The sequence below is a fragment of the Neisseriaceae bacterium CLB008 genome (genome assembly GCA_041228285.1).
Taxonomy (GTDB): domain Bacteria; phylum Pseudomonadota; class Gammaproteobacteria; order Burkholderiales; family Neisseriaceae; genus JAGNPU01.
Genome location: CP166133.1, coordinates 942139 through 964203 on the forward strand (window position 1 = coordinate 942139; position 22065 = coordinate 964203).

19 protein-coding genes are annotated in these 22065 nt (G+C 51.4%); 12 read left to right on the plus strand and 7 right to left on the minus strand.

Going from position 1 to position 22065, the window contains the following annotated elements; translation table 11 throughout:
* Positions 1-49: 49 nt before the first annotated feature.
* Both lldP and dld read left to right on the plus strand, forming a co-directional pair.
* On the plus strand, positions 50-1711 hold the full coding sequence (gene lldP / locus AB8Q18_04230; protein ID XDZ52898.1) for an L-lactate permease: 1662 nt from the start codon (positions 50-52) through the stop codon (positions 1709-1711).
* 88 nt (positions 1712-1799) lie between these two features.
* A complete protein-coding gene (gene dld, locus AB8Q18_04235; protein XDZ52264.1) occupies positions 1800-3506 on the plus strand; it encodes a D-lactate dehydrogenase in 1707 nt (568 codons plus the stop codon).
* Between the two features lie 80 nt (positions 3507-3586).
* Here dld and AB8Q18_04240 read toward each other — a convergent pair whose 3' ends face one another.
* Both AB8Q18_04240 and AB8Q18_04245 read right to left on the minus strand, forming a co-directional pair.
* Positions 3587-3832, minus strand: coding sequence for a hypothetical protein (locus tag AB8Q18_04240; protein XDZ52265.1), 246 nt, complete (start codon positions 3830-3832; stop codon positions 3587-3589).
* 625 nt (positions 3833-4457) lie between these two features.
* Entirely contained in the window at positions 4458-4835 is a 378-nt protein-coding gene (locus tag AB8Q18_04245) for a hypothetical protein (GenBank protein XDZ52266.1), read from the minus strand.
* Positions 4836-5233: 398 nt separating this feature from the next.
* Between AB8Q18_04245 and AB8Q18_04250 the strand changes: the two genes are divergently transcribed.
* A complete protein-coding gene (locus tag AB8Q18_04250) occupies positions 5234-5524 on the plus strand; it encodes a hypothetical protein (GenBank protein XDZ52267.1) in 291 nt (96 codons plus the stop codon).
* A 162-nt stretch (positions 5525-5686) separates the two neighbouring features.
* Here the strand turns inward: AB8Q18_04250 and trxA are convergent, their stop codons facing one another.
* The 3 genes from trxA to AB8Q18_04265 form a co-directional block, all read right to left on the minus strand.
* Entirely contained in the window at positions 5687-6010 is a 324-nt protein-coding gene (gene trxA, locus AB8Q18_04255) for a thioredoxin (protein ID XDZ52268.1), read from the minus strand.
* Between the two features lie 114 nt (positions 6011-6124).
* A complete protein-coding gene (locus tag AB8Q18_04260) occupies positions 6125-7303 on the minus strand; it encodes an MFS transporter (protein ID XDZ52269.1) in 1179 nt (392 codons plus the stop codon).
* Between the two features lie 57 nt (positions 7304-7360).
* Positions 7361-7771, minus strand: coding sequence for a MerR family transcriptional regulator (locus AB8Q18_04265; GenBank protein XDZ52270.1), 411 nt, complete (start codon positions 7769-7771; stop codon positions 7361-7363).
* Positions 7772-8026: 255 nt separating this feature from the next.
* Between AB8Q18_04265 and AB8Q18_04270 the strand changes: the two genes are divergently transcribed.
* Positions 8027-10900 (plus strand): TonB-dependent receptor, encoded by a 2874-nt coding sequence (locus tag AB8Q18_04270; GenBank protein ID XDZ52271.1) that lies wholly within the window; start codon positions 8027-8029, stop codon positions 10898-10900.
* Between the two features lies 1 nt (position 10901).
* On the opposite strand, the gene AB8Q18_04275 is transcribed toward AB8Q18_04270, so the two are convergent.
* Entirely contained in the window at positions 10902-11408 is a 507-nt protein-coding gene (locus tag AB8Q18_04275; GenBank protein ID XDZ52272.1) for a DUF523 domain-containing protein, read from the minus strand.
* Between the two features lie 562 nt (positions 11409-11970).
* On the opposite strand from AB8Q18_04275, the gene AB8Q18_04280 reads away from it, so the two are divergent.
* The 7 genes from AB8Q18_04280 (at position 11971) to AB8Q18_04310 (ending at position 18250) form a co-directional block, all read left to right on the plus strand.
* Positions 11971-12513 carry a fimbrial protein gene (locus AB8Q18_04280; GenBank protein ID XDZ52273.1) on the plus strand — a complete coding sequence of 181 codons (543 nt, stop codon included), beginning with the start codon at positions 11971-11973 and terminating at the stop codon, positions 12511-12513.
* Between the two features lie 79 nt (positions 12514-12592).
* Positions 12593-13294 carry a molecular chaperone gene (locus AB8Q18_04285; GenBank protein XDZ52274.1) on the plus strand — a complete coding sequence of 234 codons (702 nt, stop codon included), beginning with the start codon at positions 12593-12595 and terminating at the stop codon, positions 13292-13294.
* 70 nt (positions 13295-13364) lie between these two features.
* On the plus strand, positions 13365-14558 hold the full coding sequence (locus tag AB8Q18_04290; GenBank protein ID XDZ52275.1) for a fimbria/pilus outer membrane usher protein: 1194 nt from the start codon (positions 13365-13367) through the stop codon (positions 14556-14558).
* On the plus strand, positions 14453-15922 hold the full coding sequence (locus AB8Q18_04295; GenBank protein ID XDZ52276.1) for a fimbria/pilus outer membrane usher protein: 1470 nt from the start codon (positions 14453-14455) through the stop codon (positions 15920-15922). The genes AB8Q18_04290 and AB8Q18_04295 overlap by 106 nt, the downstream gene beginning before the upstream one ends.
* A 105-nt stretch (positions 15923-16027) precedes the next feature.
* Positions 16028-17047: a fimbrial protein gene (locus tag AB8Q18_04300; GenBank protein XDZ52277.1), complete on the plus strand. Its 1020-nt coding sequence runs from the start codon at positions 16028-16030 to the stop codon at positions 17045-17047.
* A 14-nt stretch (positions 17048-17061) separates the two neighbouring features.
* Positions 17062-17745 (plus strand): molecular chaperone, encoded by a 684-nt coding sequence (locus AB8Q18_04305; GenBank protein XDZ52278.1) that lies wholly within the window; start codon positions 17062-17064, stop codon positions 17743-17745.
* A 220-nt stretch (positions 17746-17965) separates the two neighbouring features.
* Positions 17966-18250: a DNA-directed RNA polymerase subunit alpha C-terminal domain-containing protein gene (locus AB8Q18_04310; protein ID XDZ52279.1), complete on the plus strand. Its 285-nt coding sequence runs from the start codon at positions 17966-17968 to the stop codon at positions 18248-18250.
* Between the two features lie 110 nt (positions 18251-18360).
* Here AB8Q18_04310 and AB8Q18_04315 read toward each other — a convergent pair whose 3' ends face one another.
* A complete protein-coding gene (locus AB8Q18_04315; protein ID XDZ52280.1) occupies positions 18361-18936 on the minus strand; it encodes a hypothetical protein in 576 nt (191 codons plus the stop codon).
* Between the two features lie 357 nt (positions 18937-19293).
* Here AB8Q18_04315 and AB8Q18_04320 point away from each other — a divergent pair, with 357 nt between their 5' ends.
* Entirely contained in the window at positions 19294-22047 is a 2754-nt protein-coding gene (locus AB8Q18_04320) for an autotransporter outer membrane beta-barrel domain-containing protein (GenBank protein XDZ52281.1), read from the plus strand.
* The last annotated feature ends 18 nt before the right edge of the window (positions 22048-22065 follow it).

The window sequence follows — 22065 nt, forward strand, 5'->3', positions numbered from 1 at the left end:
CGTTGGCTGATTTTTTACGTCTAAATAAGAAACACAGGAGAAACACATGATTGATACATGGCAACAAATTTATGACCCGCTGGGGAATATTTGGCTATCCAGCCTGGTGGCGTTAATCCCCATCATCTTTTTCTTTTTGGCTTTAACCGTGCTGCGCTTAAAAGGCAGCGTTGCTGGCTCCATCACCGTGCTGTTGGCGTTTTTGGTGGCCATTGTCGCCTATAAAATGCCGGTGCTTTTGGCTTTATCATCGATTGTTTATGGCTTTTTCTATGGGCTGTGGCCGATTGCCTGGATCATCATTGGCGCCGTATTCTTATATAAAATCTCGGTAAAAACCGGGCATTTTGACATCATCCGCGCCAGTATTTTGTCGATTACGGAAGACCAGCGCTTACAAATGCTGTTGGTGGGCTTTGCTTTTGGTACCTTCTTAGAGGGCGCTGCGGGCTTTGGTGCACCGGTGGCAATTACCGCTGCGCTGTTGGTTGGCCTTGGGTTTAAGCCCTTATACGCCGCCGGCCTGTGTTTGATCGTCAACACCGCCCCCGTAGCGTTTGGCGCCATGGGCATCCCCATCATTGTGGCGGGTGAAGTATCGGGCGTAGAAGTCATGGCCGTCAGCCAAATGGTGGGCCGTCAGCTGCCGTTTATGGTGCCGATCGTGCTGTTTTGGATCATGGGTATTATGGATGGCGTGCGCGGCATCAAAGAAACCTGGCCCGCCGTTTTGGTCAGCAGCTTGTCGTTTGCTCTGGCGCAATACGCCACGTCTAACTTCGTTGGCCCAGAACTGCCGGACATTACCGCCGCCATTGCGACGCTGATTTCTTTAACCCTATTCTTAAAAGTCTGGAAACCGAAGCACATCTTCCGCTTTGAGCAAGAAGATGGCGCCCAAGCCTCCATTGACCTCGCCAATACACCTAAGTATTCAACCAAACAAGTGATGGTGGCGTGGTCACCGTTTGCGATCTTAACCTTGATGGTGACGATTTGGAGCATTCAGCCGTTCAAAGTGTTGTTTGCTTCTGGCGGCGCCTTAAGCAATTGGGTGTTGTCTGTGCCCGTGCCGTTTTTACACAATGCGGTGCAAAAAATGCCGCCTATCGTGAGTGAAGTCGTGAACTACGGGGCCGTGTATAAGTTTGATTGGTTTTCGGCCACCGGTACGGCCATTTTCTTTGCAGGCTTAATCACCATTGTGGTGTTGAAAATGCGTCCTAAGGCCGCGGTGCAAACCTTTGTGGAAACGCTGAATGAATTGAAAGTGTCGATTTACTCTATTGGCATGGTGTTGGCTTTTGCATTTATTGCCAACTACTCAGGCCTGTCGGCTACCTTGGCCTTGGCCTTGGCGCACACAGGTAAAGCCTTTACCTTCTTCTCGCCGTTCCTTGGCTGGTTGGGCGTGTTCCTAACCGGTTCAGATACCTCGGCCAATGCCTTGTTCTCAGCCTTACAGGCGACGACGGCGCAGCAAATCGGCATCCCAGAAGTGTTGCTGGTGGCGGCGAACACCTCAGGTGGCGTGACCGGTAAAATGATTTCGCCGCAGTCTATTGCCATTGCGTGTGCTGCCGTGGGTTTGGTGGGGCGTGAAAGCGATTTATTCCGCTTTACCTTAAAGCACAGCCTTGCGTTTACGGTGATGATTGGCGTCATCGTGACGGTGCAGGCTTATCTATTACCGTGGATGATTCCGAACTAAACAGTTAGCCTGCCGCTAGGCGGCCATGAACCCGCCCAGCCTTAGGTACTGTGATGTACCTAAGGCTGAGTGCTTAAAGGAGAGGGCAATGCATGCTCACACCGAGACGATGAACGTCGTCCAGCAGTTGATTGAAATTGTGGGCTCAGCCCATGTGTTACAGAGCGATACCCAAACGCGCCATTACCGCCAAGGCCACCGCTATGGCGGCGGTGAGGTGTTGGCCGTGGTGGTGCCGGGAACATTATTAGAGCAGTGGCGTGTTTTGCAAGCCGCGGTCGCGGCCAACTGCGTGGTCATCATGCAGGCCGCCAATACCGGGCTAACCGGTGGCTCTACCCCGTTTGGCGCCGACTACGATCGCCCCGTGGTGTTGATCAGCACCCGTCGCTTGGCCGGTATTCAAGTCATCCAAGACGGTGCACAGGTGATCTGCCTGCCTGGTGCCACCCTCGATGCCTTAGAAAGAACCCTTGCACCCTATGGTCGTGAACCGCATTCGGTGATCGGCTCATCCTGCATCGGCGCTTCGGTTTTAGGCGGCGTGTGCAATAACTCCGGCGGCGCCTTGGTGCGCCGCGGTCCTGCCTATACCGAGCTGGCGCTGTATGCACGCGTCAACGATGACGGTAGCCTCGCCCTGGTGAATCATCTGGGCGTGGATTTGGGCGACAGCCCTGAAGAAATCTTGACCCGCTTGGCTGAACAGCAATACGCGCCCAGCGACGTTGAGGCGCCTGCACACCGCTGCGCCTCGGATCAACATTACAGCCACGACGTGGCGCAAGTTGACGCCGATACGCCGGCACGTTTTAACGCCGACCCTACGCGCCTGTTTGAAGCTTCAGGCTCCGCTGGCAAAGTGTGCGTGTTCGCCGTGCGTTTAGACACCTTCAGTAAGGTGCCCAGTCAGGTGCTCTACATCGGCAGCAACGCGCAAGAAGACCTAACCGCGATTCGCCGAGCCTTACTCACCGAACTGCCACGGCTGCCGATTGCGGGCGAATACATTCATCGTGTTGCCTACGACATCGGTGCCAAATACGGTAAAGACACGTTTTGGTTCATCGAAAAATACGGCACGGTTAACGTGCCTAAAGCATTTGCGGCCAAAGACAAGGTCGACGGCTGGCTGGAAAAATTTGGCGTGCGCGGGCTGACGGATAAAGTCTTGCAGCTATTCACCAAATGCCTGCCCAACCATCTGCCGGCGCGGATGAATCAGTTTAGGGATTTGTATGAACACCATTTGGTGATTCGCATCGAAGAGCAAGACGTGGACCAGGTCAGCCAAATCTTGGCGGATTATTTTTCCTCGCGTCAGAGCGGTGATTTCTTCTTGTGTACCGAAGAAGAGGGGCGAAAAGCCTTTTTGCATCGCTTTGCCGTGGCCGGCGCCGCCATTCGCTATCGCAACACCCACCGCAGCGAAGTGGAAGACATCGTGGCCCTCGATATTGCCTTACGGCGTAACGACCAAGAGTGGGTGGAAACCTTACCCAAGGCTATGGACGACGTCATCGTGCACAAGCTGTATTACGGCCACTTTTTTTGCCACGTGTTTCACCAAGACTACATCGTCAAAAAAGGCGTTGACCCCTTGGCCATGGAACATCAAATGTGGGCTTTGCTAGACGATAGAGGCGCTGAATACCCAGCCGAGCATAACGTTGGCCACCTGTACGTGGCCAAGCCTAGCTTAAAACAGCATTATCGTGCGCTCGATCCAACCAATACCTTTAACCCAGGCATTGGCCACACGTCTAAGTTGAAAAACTGGCAAGATCGAAAATAAGGGATTAAGGCTTAAAATAAAAGGCTTGCTGCATGCTGTTAAAGCACGCAGCAAGCCTTTTTTGGTGTGGCCCGTGTTTTTTAGCCGCGGCCAAACCAGCGATTGAGGCCCAACCAGAGCGCCAGCGGCAGCCCAAAAATAAGCCCCACCGCTAAGGCAAACGCCAGCCATTCAGGCACGCCAAAGCCAAACGCAAAGGTAAACGCCACGCCATAAATCGCTTCTAAAGGGTTGAACGCGGCCAAGCTAAAAGCGCTGGCGCCAGAAAACACAAAGATCAAAAACAGGCATAGGCCAAGGGCAATCAATAGATTTAATAAGCGCATTAACTTTCCTCGATTAATTAATCAACGTTCCGCGTAGGGTGGATAAAGCACCGCCTACTCACGGCCTTAAGGCCTCACCTCAGCTAAAAACACAGACAACGTGGGTCACGACCCACCCTACGAGAACCACTGCTCGTCGCTGCGCCCATGATCAACTGATCCAGCCTGCGGAGGGTGGGTAAAGCGCAGCCTACCCATGGCTTTAAGGCCTCACCTCAGCTAAAAACACAGACAACGTGGGTCACGACCCACCCTACGAGAACCACCGCTCGTCGCTGTGCCCATGATCAACTTATCCAACCTGCGTAGGGTGGATAAAGCGCAGCGGAGCCACGGCTTTAAGGCATTACCTCACCTAAAAACACAGACAACGTGGGTCACGACCCACCCTACGAGAACCGCTGCTCGTCGCTGTACCCATGATCAACTGATTCAACCTGCGTAGGGTGGGTAAAGCGCAGCCTACCCACGGCCTTAAAGCATCATCTCAGCTAAAAACACAGACAACGTGGGTCACGACCCATCCTACGAGAACCACTGCTTGCCGCTGCCCCCGTGGTGAGCTGAACCAACCTGCGTAGGGTGGGTAAAGCGCAGCGGACCCACGATCTTTACCTTCAGGATTTTAGTCCTGCGAGCCTGGATCATCAGGCTCGTGCTGACGCGCTAAGCGCATGTATTCTTCATCGGCCAATATTTGGCCCATGTCGCCTAACTCCAGCATCAGGCCGCCGGCCATGTGTAAAAGTTCGGCCGCCGCATCGTTGATTTCGTCTACGGGCAGCTGTAATGAAGGATCGGCCACGGTATTGGCCTGAATCAGGCCCGCTACGGTGGTTAGAATACGGCCAAAGCCATAGTGGGCGGACTGAACGTTTGACAGCAGGAAGGTTAAGTCGGCGTTGTTGAGCGCCTTGGGCGCGGCTAAGGCTTCGGGATTGGCGAGGAGGGTGGCCAGGGGGTTGTAATGGGTACGGAGGGTAGATTTCTGTGAGGTTGCCATGATGTAACCTTTTTAGTTGAGTCGCCCTCACTTACAACGCTTCTAAAAGCAGGTAAGGGTGGCGGCAAATGATGGATTGGAAGACTGGGTCAACTTAAGCCCAGCGAGCGCACGCACTCTCCACCATCTGCCACCATTGAAGCGGTACAGACAGGGTCTGGTGCAGATGAAGCGGCCACGATGAATGATGGACACTGATCTGCCAAGTTGAAAACAGCCTTCCAAAGCTGATTGAGTGATTGAACTCAATGCGGGTATTTTGGGGGGGATTCGGTCCGTGGTCAAGACAAAGCGCGTGTGGCGACTCAAGCGCTCAGCTAAGAGCGGCTGGCTTCATTGTTTCATGCGTTGCGGTGGCCTCCATTATATGATTTAAACCACGCATAAGGGCTCCAATCATGCGCACCGCTTTATTTTTATTGACGTTTGCCGTCATGACGGGATGTGCCGAACCATCAGTGCCGGTCACAGCACAAGTAGAAATCAGTGTTCAGGCCGAGGTTAAGGATCTAGTGCCAAGCATCGGTACCATTCAGCCGGGCGACCAGTGTCGTTTAGGGGAATGGCTTCGAGTGGCCAAGATATACGCTTATCGCAAGATCACGTGTGACAATGGCCTGACGGGCTATATTTTACCCCCAAATGATGGCGATTTTCAGGAAGGGCATAAGCAAAGCAGTACGAAATAAATGATTTAATGATTCAAAACGGTGGGTAGGCGCCGCTTTCCCCGCCCTCGGCGACGACAAACGGTCAATAAATCATGGATGGCCAGTAACAAGATGCCACGGCAGCTTGGCTAGGTGACGCGAGCTAAGCTGCCGTGGTTGAAACGGTTTGGGGCACGAGGCCTAAACGTTTTGCTGAATGAACTGGGTGATTTGCCCGTGGCCAGCGGCGCCGACAAAGCGGGCCACTTCTTCTCCTTCTTTCACGATTAATAGAGTGGGAATGCTTTGCACCTTAAAGCGGGTGGCGATTTCAGGGGACAGATCAATGTCGATTTCGGCGAATGAGGCCTTGTCTGTCATCTCGGTGGCGATTTGTTCAAAAACGGGGGCCACCATACGGCAAGGTCCGCACCATTCAGCCCAGAACCGAATGATGTGGGTGCCCGGTACATTGGTGACGCCAAGGTCAAAATTTGCAGTGCGTAATGTGCTGATCATAATCATGCTCTCTCTTAGTTAGAAAAAAGTGAATCTGTAGACGGGTGAGCGTCTTTGGGGTTAAGGCCCTCTTGCTGGGTGTATGGGTGTGTCTGGTGCGTTGATGGGCTGGGTTTAGGTTTAACGCAGGCCAGCTGGTCTGGCGGGTAAGGTGCGTCGATACAGGATGAGAGCGCTGAGCAAACCACCGGCCAAAATCAGCGCCAGGCCATTAAACAAAGGCCAGCCTAGGCCAATGAGGGCGGGTGCCGCCAATAGGCTGGCGATGGCGGCGCTGGCGAAAATCAACAGATCGGTTGCGCCTTGCACCTTGGCCTTTTCGACCGGACGATAGGTCTGTGGCAGTAGACGCGTGCTGGCTAGGAATAAAATATTCCACGCCAAGCCTAAAAGCGTCATGGCGACGAGAAAGTGGCCGAAGCTTTGGCCCAGTAAGTGCACCGCAAAGGTGCCGATGAGGCTGAGGGTGCCCAAGAGGAACATGGCGCGAATGCCGATTCTGTCCAGCAGCTTACCCATGAGTAAAGAAGGCGCGAACATCGCCAAAATATGCGCCTGCATCACCCAAGCTAAGTCGCTAAAGCTAAAGCCAACTTGCTGCATGGCCAAGGGCAGAGCGCCCACGGTAAAGACCAGCAGGCCATAGGCCAAGCCGGTGGTGAGCGCAATCAGGCGTAGCGGTGGCTGTTGATAAAGGCGGCGATAGTCACGCGGCTGATCGACATGGGTTAAAACTGGCAAAGGCTTAATCGGCAGATAGCGCCAGGCGACTAGGGCCAGGATGTACACGCCGGCAAGCACAGTGAAGGTGCCTAAAAAAGGCCATTGTGCCCATAAGTCACGGCTGGCGACGGCTAGGCGAGGGCCCACTAAGGCCGCTACAATGCCGCCGCTGATAACCCAGGCAATGGCTTGACTGTGTAGTGCTTCTGGCGCTTCTTCAATGGCGGCAAAGCGATACTGTTGGGCGGTGCCAATGGCCAGCCCCGTGCCAAATACCCCGATGACAAAATACAGGAATTGGCCTTGATAAATGCCATAAACGGCCAATAAAGCGCCGCCTAGGCCTGCTAGCGTACCCAATAAAAAACCCAAACGGCGGGTGCGCTTGGCCATGAAGTGGGCCATGGGTAAGGTGGCCAACATGAGGCCAATATATTGGGCGACGAGTGGTAAGGTGGCGAGGCTGGGCTGGCTGGCTAGCTGTGTGCCCACCAAGACTGAACTGGATAAAACCAGGGCATTACCGGTGGTAAATAAGGCCATGGCCAGAGCAAAACCATAAACTGAATAAGGCATAAACCATCTCTCAAAATGTGATCATGGCCTAGCTTACATCTTGAAGTTAACTTCAAGTCAAGGGGTTTTGGTCTGATTTTCAGAGAGGGTGTGGGTTAAGATTGTTTGGAAGTTTGGACAGTTAAAATGATTGATTTCAGGACAGTTTTTGATGTGCATCAGGCTGTCCTTTAGCTTTTGTAACTCGATCATGCTGAGCTCGATTTCGTCTATTTTAAGGCCGATAAAGGCACGATCTAAACCATTGTCGAGGTTGTCTAGCAAGTCCGAGATTTCTGCCAGCGAAAAGTGGCTTTGCTTGGCCAGAAGGATCAAAGCTAGCCGCGTGATGATGTCGGTTTGATACACGCGTTTTAGGCCGTGACGGCCAACGGGTTTGATTAAGCGTTCGCGTTCGTAATAGCGCAGCGTGGCGCTGCTGATGCCGGTTCGGCGTACAACTTCAGTAATATCATAAGTGGTGGGCATGGGCAAGACCTTTGCGCAAAATGAGGGTGAAACGTGACCGTGGGCTAAGACGGCTATCGGCCACCGCGATAGTTCATCATATACGTTATTTGTGAGTCCCACCATATTGGCGGTGGGGCGCTTTGACGGCTTGTATCAAGAGAACGTGTGCGGACCAGCATGATGCAGCACGGGGATTAAATAAATAGATTGACTAATCGGTCTATTTGATTAAAATACGAACGCTAATAATTATCATTTCTATCAGGGTGCAGTATGGGCAAACGTAAAAAAATAGTATTAGAGCTTTTAGCAGGGCTGTCTTGTTCTTTATCAATCGATGCGGCGAGGGCTAATGCTCAAGACGACGTACAGACGTTAGATGATGTGGTGGTGATCGGGCGTAAAGTAGACGTTCAGGACCGTAGCGGCCATGCCAAGGTGTACGACAAGGATTTGTCGAGTGCTTACTTGGGTAAGGCTGAGCTGAACCGCAATAAAGGCAAGTCGGTGGCGGATTTAATTAAAGGCATGCCGGGCGTATTTAGCGGCGACGCACGCAATAGTGGCTCGCTAGACGTGAATATTCGGGGTATTCAAGGACCAGGTCGGGTGCCGGTGACGATTGATGGAACAGAGCAGGGCGTGACCGTTTACCGAGGCTATTATGGCGCGAGCAACCGTAACTACATCGACCCGAGCCTGGTCAGCAGTATGGTGGTTGAAAAAGGCGGCTCGTTAACCGAAGGGGTTAAGACGTCGGTGGGTGGCGGTGTGGCGATTAAGACCTTAAGTATTGATGATGTCGTGCCGCAGGGCGAGCGCTATGGCGCCGATATTATGGTGGACGGCAGCAGCAATACGACTAAGCCCAGGATGCCGGATACGTCGATCATCGGCAAAGATTATCGTGACTATCCTGAGCTATACAAACAGTTTGACTATATGACCCATCCCAACCTAGTGAAAAGCCCTAAAGCGCAAGGCGGCTCGAACCAATGGTTAAATGGTCAAGATCAGTCGATTCGCGTGGCGGTAGGGACGCGGCAAGAGCGGTTCGATTTAATGGCGGCAGTGTCTTATCGTCAGCAAGGTAATTATTTCGCAGGTAAGGGTGGGGTGGCAAAATATCAGGCGCCGCTAGGCCAAGAACATGAAAGCTTGGGTGAGGGGTTTATGCCTTATGTGGCGGCGCTGTATCCAGCCGGCTCTGAAGTATTGAATACGTCGAGCACCATGAAGTCGGCATTATTAAAAAATACCTGGTATTTACCCCAAGGGCAAACCCTCCAGTTTGGCGCGCGCTGGAGCGACATTCAACACGGTGAAATCATGCCTTCGCGCCTGATTTGGTCAAAAGATGGTGGCCAGCAGCAGTGGCCCATTGGTAAGGTCGAACAAAAGGCCTATAACCTAGAATACGCCTGGAACCCTAAGGATAATCCATGGGTCAACGCGCGCATCAACCTATGGCAAACCCAAACCAATAGCCGAACGTATACATCGGGTATGAGCGTTTTTGAAATGCCAAAAATGGATCATGAGTGGAACAGCTGCGTGAAGTACGGCGGCGGCGATCCTAAACAGTGCCCGCGATTGGATGGCTTTTTCCCCTTTGAGGATCACGCCTTTGTACACGCCCAAAATAACCGCTGGGGCGTGACCGCCAGCAACTCAATCCAGCTTTTACCGCAGCTAGATTGGCGCTTGGGTGCAGATTTTCAGCGCGAAAGCCTGAAGTCAGACACGAAAACCCGAGAAGGTAAGCGCCAAGAATACAACCTTTCCTTTAATTTTGATTGGCGCCCGACCGATTGGCTACACATCAATGCTGGTGCAAAGCGTGAGGCTTATTGGGCTAAAGATACGCTGCTCGCAGAAAAAATGGCGCAGCAGGAAAACTGGATTGTGGGTAAGCAGTATATGAACCTGAGCGTGAACCGTACCCTGAACCAAGAAGAGCATGATTTTTATGAGGGCATGCAGGACAAAAGAAAAAGCATGGGCTTTAGGCAGTTCTCTCAATGGTTAAAAACCGAGCCAGAGCTAGCGGCTCGCTATCAAAGCATGAATGGCGCGATGCGCACGAAGGGACAAAGTAAATACCTAGAAGAACAGTATCAATACCATCAGCGTGATGATGGGCGCTACCATCGGGTAGACAACCCCTACCTTAATGGCGTAATTGCGGATGAGCAGGTGATCAACCCTTATACCGGAGAAAAAGAAGATCGCTATCGCTACGTAGGCAACACCATACATAGCCAGCCCATTACCGATGAAGAAACGCAAAAAGCCTTACAGAAAAAATCTGGCCATGCTTGGTCGCCCATTCTATCGGCCAGCCTCAAGCTGAGCGAAGACGCCAGAGTGTATGTGCGTTACGCCGAAGCCAAACGCTTCCCCAGCATGTTTGAAAGCACGATGGGCTTTTCCACTATGCCGCGCGCCTTGGTCGACATCAAGCCTGAACACTCGAGAAACTTTGAAGTCGGCTACGTGCATGATTTAACCCAGTGGCTGCCGACGGCACAGGCCAGCGACCTTAAGCTAACCTATTACGATATGACCATTAAAAACGTGATTGAACGAGACGTTGACATGAATTTTGCTCAGCTAGACAAGCAAAAAAATCGGGGGCTAGAGCTACAAGCGCGCTATGACGGCACGCGGTTTTTTGGCAGCGTGGGGGTTAATTACAATTTGGAAAATAAAATCTGCGACGAGTCTTTATCGATGCGCATGGGCGTGACTGGGCTGTTTCCTAGCTGTGTCGACGGGGGCTTCCCGGTGGGCTATTTACGCACCAACTTAACCCCACGCTATAGCGCCAACCTTACCTTGGGCGGGCGCTTTGATCAGAATCGCTTAGAGCTGGGTACCCGTGTGTTTTATCACAGCCGTGCCAACAATAAGCAAGAGCAAGACATGGCTGAAAAAGGGCTGTTAGACGGCAACAATAACAACCCTATTCGGTGGCAGCCGGTGGTCTTGGTAGACGCCTTTTTGAAGTACCAATTGGCTAAAAACCTAAGCGTTGAGCTGACGGGCAACAACTTGACCAATCGATACTATATTGATCCCTTAACGCGTTCGTTCATGCCTGCACCGGGACGAACTTGGCGGTTGGGCGTACAGGGTAAATTTTAAGCTAAGATTTGCCCATCTCTTGAGTCAGGGATGAAGCCTGAGCCTGCTGTAAAAGCGTACTTAGGTCGGGGTGGCTTTCATCCCACACCATCAGATGGTTTTGTTGAAACAGCGCCGTGGCCACGCCAACACCAGGGCGTAGGCCACCGCTGAAGTCGCCTTGATAAATGCGGTGGCTGCTGCACGAGGGGCTATTGGCTTTTAATACTAGGTGGGTGACGCCATGCTGTTGCAGCAGGCGCAACGCCGTATGCGCCCCTTCTATAAACAGCGCGCTGACGTCGGCGCCGCTGGTGTCTTGAACGATGGCGGTACCGGCTAAAACAGCGTGGCCATCGCCGCCCACAATCTCTGCCGCCGGTCTCGGAATGGGGAGGCCGCCCAAAACCTCAGGACAAATGCTGATGGCCAAACCTTGATCGACTAGGCGCTTGAGTTCGGACACTCGTTTATGTTGTCCATCATAGCGAACGGGCTGGCCGATTAAGCAGGCGCTGATGGCGATCATGGGCAAACCTTTTGGGTGAATGGTTAAAGTGTCGATGATACCGCTTCAAGCTCGCTTTAAGTAAAGTGGATTGAGGGGGGCGTCGCCTCTGTGGTGTCCATGCTGTGACTGCCTCACGTTGCGTTGTTGGTTGGTCTTACCCTATGTTTATATTCATCTTTACTCAATAATCACCGAGTGTTTTAGGCATTGATCTACTCAGCTCGGTCACACTCTGAACGTTCCCATTAGTGCGCATTTTCTTTTTGTTTTTGTGGAATCTAATTATTTTCATAAGCTTATCATATTTTATTATGACAAAAGTATTCTGTCATTTGTCCTCTGAAACCCCCGTGATTACAGTTATTTTTTGTTAATTTTATTGGGTATTTCGTTAAGCAACGTTTCCTATTGCAATATAAAGTTAAGCCGTTGGTAATCGATTTTATTACATGATAAATTTACTCCCGCTGTGAAATAAATGACATGTGTGTATTTATTTAGCTACATGAAATGGGGTCTTGATTCGACGTGAATCACCCGAGAATGTTTATTATTTGTACATAAATTTAAGGAAATTCGTATGAAAAAATTAATTATGGTTTCATCATTATTGGCGGCTTTGGGTTTGGTGGGTCAAGCTCAGGCTTCTGACGGCAACATCACTTTTAATGGTGAATTAACGGCTTCAACCTGTGACGTTGTGGTTGATGGTCAAGCAAGTGACGCCACTATTGTATTGCCTACCGTGAGCGTGAGCGCGCTGGATGCAGCTGCTAAAACGGCGGGCCAAACCACTTTCTCTATGGCATTGAGCAACTGTACCGGTACTTTACAAACGGCTTCTGCCTTTTTTGAATCAGGTGCGTCAGTGGAAGCAGCAACCGGCCGTTTACAAAACATGACCGGTACCGCGGGTAACGTTAGCCTACAGCTGATTGACTCTTCAAGCGCTTCAAATGCGGTGATCAAAGCGGGTGACCAAAGCCAAATCAACAACACGACTTATGTTGACATCAGCGGCGGCAGCGCCAACTTGCCATACGCCGTACGTTACTACGCAGAAGCCCCAACGACTGCCGGTACCGTGGTGAGTAATGTGGTGTACTCGATCCAGTATAAATAAGTCTTGAGCATGAATGAATAAGCAGTGGGAGAGGGCTCCTCTCCCATTACTGAATATAAATCCTTGGCAAGAGGTCATGATGAAGTTTTTTTTACTATTAGCTAGCCGTCTGGGTATGTTGGCAGTGTTGTTGCTGTCGGGCGTGCAGGCATCGGCCAGCGTGGTGATCGGCAGCACCCGCGTGATTTACGCCTCTGACGCTAAAGAAGTCAGCGTGCGCATCACCAATGGTGGCCAGTCGCCAGTATTGTTGCAAAGCTGGATTGATGAGGGCAACCGTGAGGCCAAGCCTGCGGATTTAAACGTGCCTTTTGTGCTGACCCCACCGATTAATCGGGTGGAGGCAAACAAGGGTCAAACCTTACGGATTAGTCGCCTTGGTTCGTCTTTACCCATGGATAGAGAGTCTGTTTTTTGGCTTAACGTCTTGGAAATTCCAGCCAAAGCCACGCAGCTAGCGGGTGAGAATCAGCTTCAAATGGCGTTTCGCACGCGGATTAAATTGTTCTATCGCCCCGTGGGTTTAGTGGGGCATGCCAATGATGCGGCCAAAGCGCTGCAATGGCAACGTCAAGGTCAAAAACTCGCAGCAGTCAATCCCACGCCTTATTACGTGAACCTGGTCTCTTTGACGATGAATGGCAAGGTCGTTGATGGCGATATGGTTGAGCCCTACGGTTCTCGATTATTTAATGCGCCTGGGCGACAAGGCCATCAATTGTCGGTTAGCTTTGTGGATGATTATGGTGCGATCAATCAATTTGAAACAATTATTAAATAATTATTAATAGTGATTTAAGTAATATTTATTTAAACGAGTGTGATTCGAGGGCTGAAGCATGTCAAAGTGCATGAAACAAAAATCTATTTGGCAGGTGTCTTTTTTGACGGCAAGCATTTTATTGATGTTTGCTCAAGAGTCTGCCAGAGCGGAGGAGCGTGTCCAAACAGAGGATGAACGCGGCCAGTACCGTGAGTTCGACGCTTCATTTTTGAATGTTAAGCATCATGAGTCTGTTGATTTAAGCCGATTTGCCACCGGCTCTGCGGCGGTAGCAGGGGTCCATAAAACGGCACTGTATGTGAATGAGCAGTGGATCAGTAACGGTGATATTGAGTTTAAAACGGCTGAAGACAACACCGTTTATCCTTGTTTAACCCCAGAGCTGATTAAGCTCGTTGCGTTTGACCATGTGCGTTTAGCCGAAAGCGGCATAAGCGTACCCAGCGAAGCCGATCAGTGCGGCAGCTTCATGGGCAACATCCCAGAGGCCAAAATTGAATATGACAGTAACGAGCAGCGCTTAGACATCATCATTCCGCAAATTTACATGCAAAAAACGCCGCGGGGCAGCGTCAGCCCTGAGCTGTGGGATGCCGGTATTCCGGCGGTCATGATTGGCTATAACGTGAATGGCTATCATCGTGAGTCAGGGGGTAAGAACTATGATTCCCTCTATGCCGGCTTGAATATGGGCCTAAACATTGGCGGTGGTTGGTATCTGCGCCACGATGGTTCATTTAACCGCGACAACGGCGTCAATCGCTACACCAGCATCAACAGCTATGTGCAAAAAGACATTCCTAAGCTCGGCGCGCGCGTTTTGGTCGGACGCTCAAACACCACGGGCCAGCTTTTTGATACCTTGCCTTTTACTGGGGTACAGCTAGCGACAGATGAGCGCATGCTGCCTGAGTCACAGCGTGGCTATGCACCAGAAATCCGCGGCATTGCGCGCACCACGGCGCGCGTGATCGTGCGCCAAAGCAGCCAAGTGATCTATGAAACCACGGTGATGGCAGGTGAGTTTTTAATTAATGATTTATACCCCACGGGCTATGGTGGCGACCTTGACGTGACGGTACAAGAGTCTGATGGCGCGGAACAGAATTTTAAAGTGCCGTATGCGTCGATTGCCCAGCAGCTGCGCCCTGGGGGGTGTCTCGCTATGCAATCACCGCGGGTGAGCTGCGCATTGATTCGCTACGTAAACAGGCCGATCTGTATCAGCTCACTTATCACCGTGGTCTCACCAATGCGCTGACGGGCTATACCGGCGTACAGGCCAGCCAAGACTATTACGCTCTACAGTTAGGCGCCGCGGTGGGCACGCCCATAGGTTCAATCGCGTTTGACGTGACTCAATCGCATGCACGTCTATTTGGTTCAGGGCTTAAAAGCCGCAGCGAAACCCATACTGGGCAAAGCTATCAGCTGAGTTACAGCAAGTTAATCAGTGAAACCAACAGCAATATTTCCTTGGCCGCTTATCGATTTTCTTCGCGCGGTTTTATGGATTTGATGACGGCTTTGCAAACGCAAGAGGCTATGGATAAAGGCTTGTCGTCGCAATCAGTGTGGCGGGCGAAAAATCGTCTGACCTTAACGGCAGGACAAGGTTTACCAGGCAACTGGGGCCAGCTGTATGCCAGTGGCTCGATACAAAGCTATTGGCATCAAGAAGGCTCGGAAAAGCAATTCCAGCTTGGCTACAGCAACCATTACAAGACCTTCTCCTATGGCGTTAACGTCAGCCGTAGTTTTTCGCGCGAGCATGCTGCCCAAACCAGCGTGTTGGCCAGCCTCAGTATTCCATTAGGGCGCCGAGATCAGGTGCGTACGCCGCAGCTGCGTTTGAATTTGTCGCATGATGATTCAGGCCGATATGGACAACAGGCGACGGTTTCGGGTGCCGCAGGCGCACATAATCAGTACAGCTACGCCGTGTCGGGTATGAACACCAACCGTGGCAGCAGCAGTGGTTCGGTCAGCGGCAATTACCGTACCGGCGGCACGTCATTGAACGCATCGTACAGCACGGGCAGCGGCTACCGCAGTGCTTCTGTTGGGATGACGGGGATGGTGGTGGGCCATGTAAACAGCGTGACGTTTAGCCCTTATAACGCAGACACCATTGCCATTGTGGAAGCCAAAGGGGCTAAAGGCGCTCGGGTTTCGGCATATCCTGGGGTGCAGATTGACTCGCGCGGCTACGCCATTGTGCCCAACTTAAACCCTTATCAGATGAACGACATTCATCTTGATCCGAGCGGCGCTGATACGGACGTCGAGTTGGAAAGCACGAGCCAAAAAGTAGCGCCTTATTTTGGCGCAGTAGTGAAGCTTAAGTATGACGTGAAGCAAGGCTTCCCAGTGTTGATTAATGCGACTTATCGAGACCAACCCGTACCGTTTGGCGCCAGCATTTTCGACGCGCACAACCAGGCCGTTGGCTATGTAGGTCAAGGCGGGCAGCTATACGCCCGTGTGAGTGAGGCCGAAGGGCTGCTCACGGTTAAATGGGGTGAGGCAGAAGGCAGTCAGTGCGTGTTGGCCTATGCGCTAGATCAGGCTGAGACCAAACTTAAAACCAGAGCCATGACGCAACTTGAGGCCCTCTGTCAGTAAGGGTTGCCGTGCTCGGCGGCCGACGCTGACCGACCACATAGGCCAAGCGTGTTTAGGCGAACAGTAAGCATATTAAGGTGGAGTATCTGAATCATGATAAATAGTATGAAAAGAACCGGTGGCCTACTCACCGTATGGTTGAATAAATACCTCTTGGTGGCTGCCACGATGCTGCTGCTAGGGATGCCGTGGGCGGCGCAAGCTCGATGTTCCTCGGACTATCCTGGTCAAGGGGCAGTGGTTTATAACATTGAAGGGTTTGACCCCGGGCAACTGAATCCAAACGTGGCGACAGGAACGGTTTTGTTTACTAAAATCGTCCCCGTTGTTTCTGGTCGGGTATACCGGATAACGTGTAACAGCAATATTGGAGACGTGTTGTATCGAGGCGTAACCACTACCGGAACCTATAAAACGTATACAACGGGTATTCCGGGCATTGGCATTCGTTTTAAATTTCATGGTGCCCATAAGGATGACTATTGGCCCCAACAGGATCTGTTTACCGTTACGACAACTGCTTTAGCCCAACAGGTTAATATTGTCGTCGAGTTAGTGAAGACGGGCCCAATTAAAACGGGGGGGATGATACAAGGTGAAGTGGCTGAGTGGTTTGTTCCTGCGCATGGATTTCAATTTGGCTCTCTTCGATTTGAACAAGCCGTGATCATTGATCCAACACGACCAACCTGCACTGTGGCCACGCCTGATGTGGATGTGCCTATGGGAACGGTCAGCATTAATGAATTTAACGGGATTAATTCGTTCTCAGCTGCGCAGCCGTTTGAGCTGGGCTTAGACTGCGCTGGTGGGGAGGCGGGCATCACCACCAGTGTGTATACGGTGTTAACCGATAAGCACAACGCTGCCAATCGAACCAATAGATTGACGTTAAGCCCAGAATCCACCGCTAAGGGCGTGGGCATTCAGGTACTCAATAAAGCACAGCCTGTGTCATACGGGCCGGCCTCCAGCACCATTGGCACGGCGAATCAGTGGTTGGCCGGTACGACCGGTAATGGTCGCTTTACCATTCCCTTGACGGCACGCTACATCCAAACAGAGGCACAGATTACCGGCGGTTCTGCCAACGGCGCGGCCATCTTCACGATGGGTTATAAATAATGCTTGGGCCGAGAATGGCCAGCGTTGCGGCAGGGCTATTGCTGACGTTAGGCCTAGGTTTTTGGAGTAGCCAGGCTGTGGCCAGCATTGTGCTGGGCAGCACCCGCATTATTTATCTGTCGGATGCCAGCGTGGTCAGCGTGAAGCTGACTAATGTGGGTGAGCGCCCCACACTCATCCAAACGTGGATGGATGATGGTGATGCCGATGCGATTCCTGACTACGTTAAGGTGCCCTTTATTCTGACGCCACCCATCGTGAAAATAGGGGGGCAGAAAAGCCAGGTGTTGAAGTTGCGTTATATCGGCTCAGGCTTACCGCAGGATAGGGAGTCCGTCTTTTGGTTGAATGTGCTGGAGGTGCCCCTTAAGGCCGAAGCGAATCGTTTGCAAATAGCGCTACGGATTCGGATTAAAATTTTTTATCGCCCAATCGGACTGACAAATCGCCCGCATGAGGCGGCTCAGGCGCTGGTGTGGCAGGTCGTCAATGGCGGCCTTCAGGTCAGTAATCTGACGCCCTATCATGTTTCTTTGGCCCGATTCAAGATTAATGGCCGTGAGATGGAGGGTGAAATGGTGGCGCCTTACGCCACGCACTCGTTTGAGGTGCCAGCTCAGGTAGGGGATGAAGTAGTGGGGGTGTTTGTGAATGATTTGGGTATTTTGGATGAGTTTCATGCGCTCTTGCAGCAATAAAGAGGCCTTATCTTAATGAGGGATCTAGCGGCTTCATAATGGCTCGCCCAGTGAATCACAGGATTATCTGGTGCGGGCAATGAGCCATATTAATGTATCAAAGGGCGACCCATAGACTCTAAATAGATTACCGATTAACCGGTCGCTGAATGAATCAACTAATTTAAAGAACAATACAATGAGAAAAATTATTAATATTATTGATGGCAGGAATGCTTTGATGGCTTTATGCGAAGACGGCAGCCTGTGGCAGTTAGTCTACGGTACGTCTAAATGGAATCGTCTGGTGACCATCCCAGAGAAACCGACTCAGCTAAAAGAGCTGCGTAAAATTTTACCTGATCGGCTTGTCGACAGGATTCAGGAGTACGGTATTAACAGCATTCATGAATTAACCAGCTTAACCAAAGAAGAAATGTTGAGCATTCCTGGTGTGGGTTCCAAAACCTTTTTTGAAATGGAAATGAGGTTGAATGAAGTGGACATTTTCTTTAAGGAGTATTGAGATTGAAGGCTGTGGCTTAGTGAAGCGAGGGCTGTTTGTATAGGCATAAAAATCAGGTCGCCGACGTTTCGTTTGGGCGACCTGATTTTTAATGCTTTAGCTTCATGGATTTAAGTATTGGGGTTTTTGTATTTTTTAAAAAAGGTTTCACCACACATGCGCTTGGTGAACTCATGGCTAGACGTTGCTACAGATAAAGGCTTGTCTTTAGCGGCGTAAATAAAGTGTTGGGTGACGTTGCCCGCCGCATCGGGTGCCGTGGGTTTGCCATTTTCTAGTCGATTGACGTCGTAGTTGACGCAATAACCGATGATGCTGCCCGATTTTTTGCTTTTTACCGGCATTACCTGGTTGTATTTAAAGCGATAGTTTTGATTGTTTTGGGTGAGCTCTTGTTCCATTTTGGCATTGGCCGCAAACGGTCTGGAAAGTCGATCAATGGCTGCCGGATATTCGGCCTCGATTTTTTTGCTGACGAACTGTTTATCGGCGGCGGTGGCTGTGCCGTAGCTGACGCCTTGCTGCGTCATTTGAATGCTGTAGGCTTCCCACTCTTCTGATTCTTGTACAAACGGCATGGCTTTATTGAGCAGGTTGGCAAACTGATCGAAGGCGCCGCCAGTTGAGCTACAGCCGGTGATTAAAAGTGTAGTGAGTAGCGTTGCAGGTACGAGGCGTAAATTCATACGGGCTCCTATTAATGAAAGTGGGTGGCATCAGCATGCCGTTGAGGGGGCTAGCGGTCATATCATACGCTGTAATAGAGTGGTTAACCTAATCATCTTCGCCTTATTTTGCCTGTTTTTTGTGGTGACAAGAAGAAAAGTTTGGTGTTTGGCTGCATGAATGTTGCATGATGTCATTTCTATTTATTATATTATAAAAAAGCCTGCTTTCTCAGCATGTCAGTTCATTATTTGATGCTAGACTGATTCTGAATCAATAAAAGAAGCGTCAAGACAAAGGCGCTATTTTTATGTCGATTGCGTTCAATAGACCGCCTTGGGGTGGATGAGCACAACGTTTATTTAGGAGATCAGATAATGGGCGTAAGAAAAACCTATATGGCCATGGCCATCATGAGCATGGGTATGACGGGGCAGTCGGCTTGGGCGCAAACGTTTAGCCAAACGGTGAATTTAGAAGTAGAAAATGTCGTGGCGGGGGATCGCATTCACACTGCCGATTCAATCGGTTTGGATTCTGGGCGCGGTACTCAAGCCTTGGATTTGGGTACGGGCGCGCTCACGATAGAGCTGACGCCGAGCAACCTCAATGCGGCCGCCTTGGGCGTGAAGCTACAGAATAATGCCGTTCATCATTTAGGTAGCGGCTCGTCGATCACGGTCGACATGAGCCAAGGCACGAAAAAAGCCGAAGGCATTATCTTAGAGAACGAGGCGCAGATGAAGGCCGAGCGCCTTACCTTAGAGGTGAAGGCGGGCAAGTCAGCAGCCCATGGCATCAAGGCCAATAAAAAAAGCACGGTTGATTTGGGCTCGGGCTCAGAGATCCGAGTGCAAGGCAGCAATAGCCAAAATTCCGGCATCAATATGAGTGGTGCGGACACAGAGTTTAAGGCCGATCGGCTGAAGCTAGTGGTCAGTGAGCAGGGTAGCGGTTTGGTGGTCAGTGGCGATAATTTTAAGGTTGATTTGGGCAAGGGCAGCCAGATTGAGTCTGTCCTTGGCGCAATCCATTTAAGAAGCAGTACGGTTGGGCAGTTTCAGGCCGATGGCCTCAGCCTGACGACGCACGCAAACCTAGCTTCCGGCCTAAACATGAACGTAGGCGATATTACCGCCGACTTAGGTAGCAATAGTCGCGTGGTGACGACCGGCAACTATGCTGATGCGATTGTGATTGCCAGTGATCACGATTCAAGCCTGACGGCGAAGTCTTTAAGCATTCACACCAGCGGCAATCAAGCCCATGGCCTGAATGCGCAAAATGGCGTGGCGCATCTGTATGATGCCCAAATTGTGGCGGAAAAGGGCAATGGTGTGGTGGCCCAAAGCTTTATGCCGGGTAGTGAAGCAGTGATTTACCTGCATGGCGGCAGCATTCAGTCGGGTGGTGACAGTGCGGTCTATGCGCAACATGACAAGGCGACCATCCATTTGGATCAGACCTTGATCAAGGTGGATCGTTACGGTGCATTAGACTATGGTTTGTGGGCGCTAGGGGGCGGCACCATCAATATGCACAACGCCCGTCTAGAGGCTGCTGCGGGTGGTTTGGGGATTAAGGTCAACAGTGGCTCTAGAGTGAATTTGAGTGGGCGTAATGAGATTGAAACCCAAGGCGTGGCTATGGACAGCACTGGGAAGGACGCTTTAATTAACGCCCGTGGCGTACTGATAGTAGCAGGCGACATCATGGCCAGCAAACAAGGTGCGGTGACGATTGTGGCCGACGCTGGCTCTGAGTTTCGCGGTGGTTTTTTACAGGGTGCTGAAGGCCGCTTAGACTTCAGTGGCCAAAACAGCCGTTGGGACATGACCAAGGATTCCGTTGTCAATGCGTTACAGCTAAAAGACAGCCAGGTCAGCTTTGCTACGCCTGTCGAGCAAGGCTTTGGCACGTTGTCTGTAGCCAAGCTGGATGGCAACGGCCAGTTTAATCTGCGCGTGGCGATCGCCGCAGGCGAAGGCGATCGGCTCAATGTCACCGAATCTTCTGCCGGCGAGCATCAAGTCAGCGTGGTGAACCAGGGGAGTGCTCAGACCACGGGCGATGAGGTAGTGACCCTGATCACCACGCCAGACGGCGAGGCTCAATTTCATTTAAACAACGACGTGGAGCTAGGGGGCTATGTGTACCGCCTGCGCCAAGACGAGAATCAAACTGACTGGTCGTTGGCGGCAGAACAACCCGAGGTGACCACCACCGCCGAAGCCGCGGCCAATGCTTTGGTGGCGGCTTATCTGGCCAACTTTGCTGAAAACCAAAGCCTGTTAAAACGCATGGGTGATCTACGTTCTGGCGCGCCCACGCAAGATGTTTGGGCCCGCGTCTACGGCGGTAATATGAATGCCTTTGGTTCGGGCCTGCTGCGTGGTTTTGATATGGATTATAAAGGCCTACAGTTTGGTTTAGACCGCCAAGTCTTACACACTGAAGAAGGTCGCCTCTATGTGGGTGGGGCGCTGGGCCTATTGGATTCAGACCAAAACTACCGCCGTGGTTCAGGCTCCTTAAAAAGCTACAGCGCCGCGCTGTATGGGACTTATTTGACCGATCAGCATTTTTACACCGACGTGATGTTGAAATACGCCCGCATGAAAGATAAGTTTGACGTGCAGGATAGCGCCGATCAGCGTGTAGAGGGGCGAGAACATGCGAATGGGGTGTCCTTGTCGGCAGAGGTCGGCCAACGATTTGCTTTGGGGCAGACTGATGATCAGCTGTATTGGACGCCTCAGGCCCAGCTCACGCTATCGCGCCTTGGCGGCATGACTCATCGTGCTTCAAACGGCTTAAGCGTCAGCGTAGACAGCCGCCATTCGGTATTGGCCCGTGTGGGCACCGAAATTGGCTATCAGTTTAAAGAAGTCGCTCAGCCCACCAGCGTATACGGCAAAGCGTCGTTCTTACGTGAGTTTTCCAGCAATGCTGAATACACCTTAAACGACAGCCGTGAAAGCCATTCGTTTAAAGGCAATTGGTGGCAGTTTGGCGTGGGCGTGACCAGCCAAATCAAACAGCAACACCATGTCTACGTTGATTTTGAGCTGAATCATGGTCAGCGGTTTAATCAGCGCCAGCTCAATGCCGGCTATCGCTATGCCTTTTAAGGCCGATTGAGGTTGTAA

Excerpts from the sequence above, each read along its gene's own strand:
- dld (XDZ52264.1), top strand. The coding sequence starts at position 1,800 with ATGCATGCTCACACCGAGACGATGAACGTCGTCCAGCAGTTGATTGAA.
- AB8Q18_04240 (XDZ52265.1), bottom strand. The coding sequence starts at position 3,832 with ATGCGCTTATTAAATCTATTGATTGCCCTTGGCCTATGCCTGTTTTTG.
- AB8Q18_04245 (XDZ52266.1), bottom strand. The coding sequence starts at position 4,835 with ATGGCAACCTCACAGAAATCTACCCTCCGTACCCATTACAACCCCCTG.
- AB8Q18_04250 (XDZ52267.1), top strand. The coding sequence starts at position 5,234 with ATGCGCACCGCTTTATTTTTATTGACGTTTGCCGTCATGACGGGATGT.
- trxA (XDZ52268.1), bottom strand. The coding sequence starts at position 6,010 with ATGATTATGATCAGCACATTACGCACTGCAAATTTTGACCTTGGCGTC.
- AB8Q18_04260 (XDZ52269.1), bottom strand. The coding sequence starts at position 7,303 with ATGCCTTATTCAGTTTATGGTTTTGCTCTGGCCATGGCCTTATTTACC.
- AB8Q18_04265 (XDZ52270.1), bottom strand. The coding sequence starts at position 7,771 with ATGCCCACCACTTATGATATTACTGAAGTTGTACGCCGAACCGGCATC.
- AB8Q18_04270 (XDZ52271.1), top strand. The coding sequence starts at position 8,027 with ATGGGCAAACGTAAAAAAATAGTATTAGAGCTTTTAGCAGGGCTGTCT.
- AB8Q18_04275 (XDZ52272.1), bottom strand. The coding sequence starts at position 11,408 with ATGATCGCCATCAGCGCCTGCTTAATCGGCCAGCCCGTTCGCTATGAT.
- AB8Q18_04280 (XDZ52273.1), top strand. The coding sequence starts at position 11,971 with ATGAAAAAATTAATTATGGTTTCATCATTATTGGCGGCTTTGGGTTTG.
- AB8Q18_04285 (XDZ52274.1), top strand. The coding sequence starts at position 12,593 with ATGAAGTTTTTTTTACTATTAGCTAGCCGTCTGGGTATGTTGGCAGTG.
- AB8Q18_04290 (XDZ52275.1), top strand. The coding sequence starts at position 13,365 with ATGAAACAAAAATCTATTTGGCAGGTGTCTTTTTTGACGGCAAGCATT.
- AB8Q18_04300 (XDZ52277.1), top strand. The coding sequence starts at position 16,028 with ATGAAAAGAACCGGTGGCCTACTCACCGTATGGTTGAATAAATACCTC.
- AB8Q18_04305 (XDZ52278.1), top strand. The coding sequence starts at position 17,062 with ATGGCCAGCGTTGCGGCAGGGCTATTGCTGACGTTAGGCCTAGGTTTT.
- AB8Q18_04310 (XDZ52279.1), top strand. The coding sequence starts at position 17,966 with ATGGCTTTATGCGAAGACGGCAGCCTGTGGCAGTTAGTCTACGGTACG.
- AB8Q18_04315 (XDZ52280.1), bottom strand. The coding sequence starts at position 18,936 with ATGAATTTACGCCTCGTACCTGCAACGCTACTCACTACACTTTTAATC.
- AB8Q18_04320 (XDZ52281.1), top strand. The coding sequence starts at position 19,294 with ATGGGCGTAAGAAAAACCTATATGGCCATGGCCATCATGAGCATGGGT.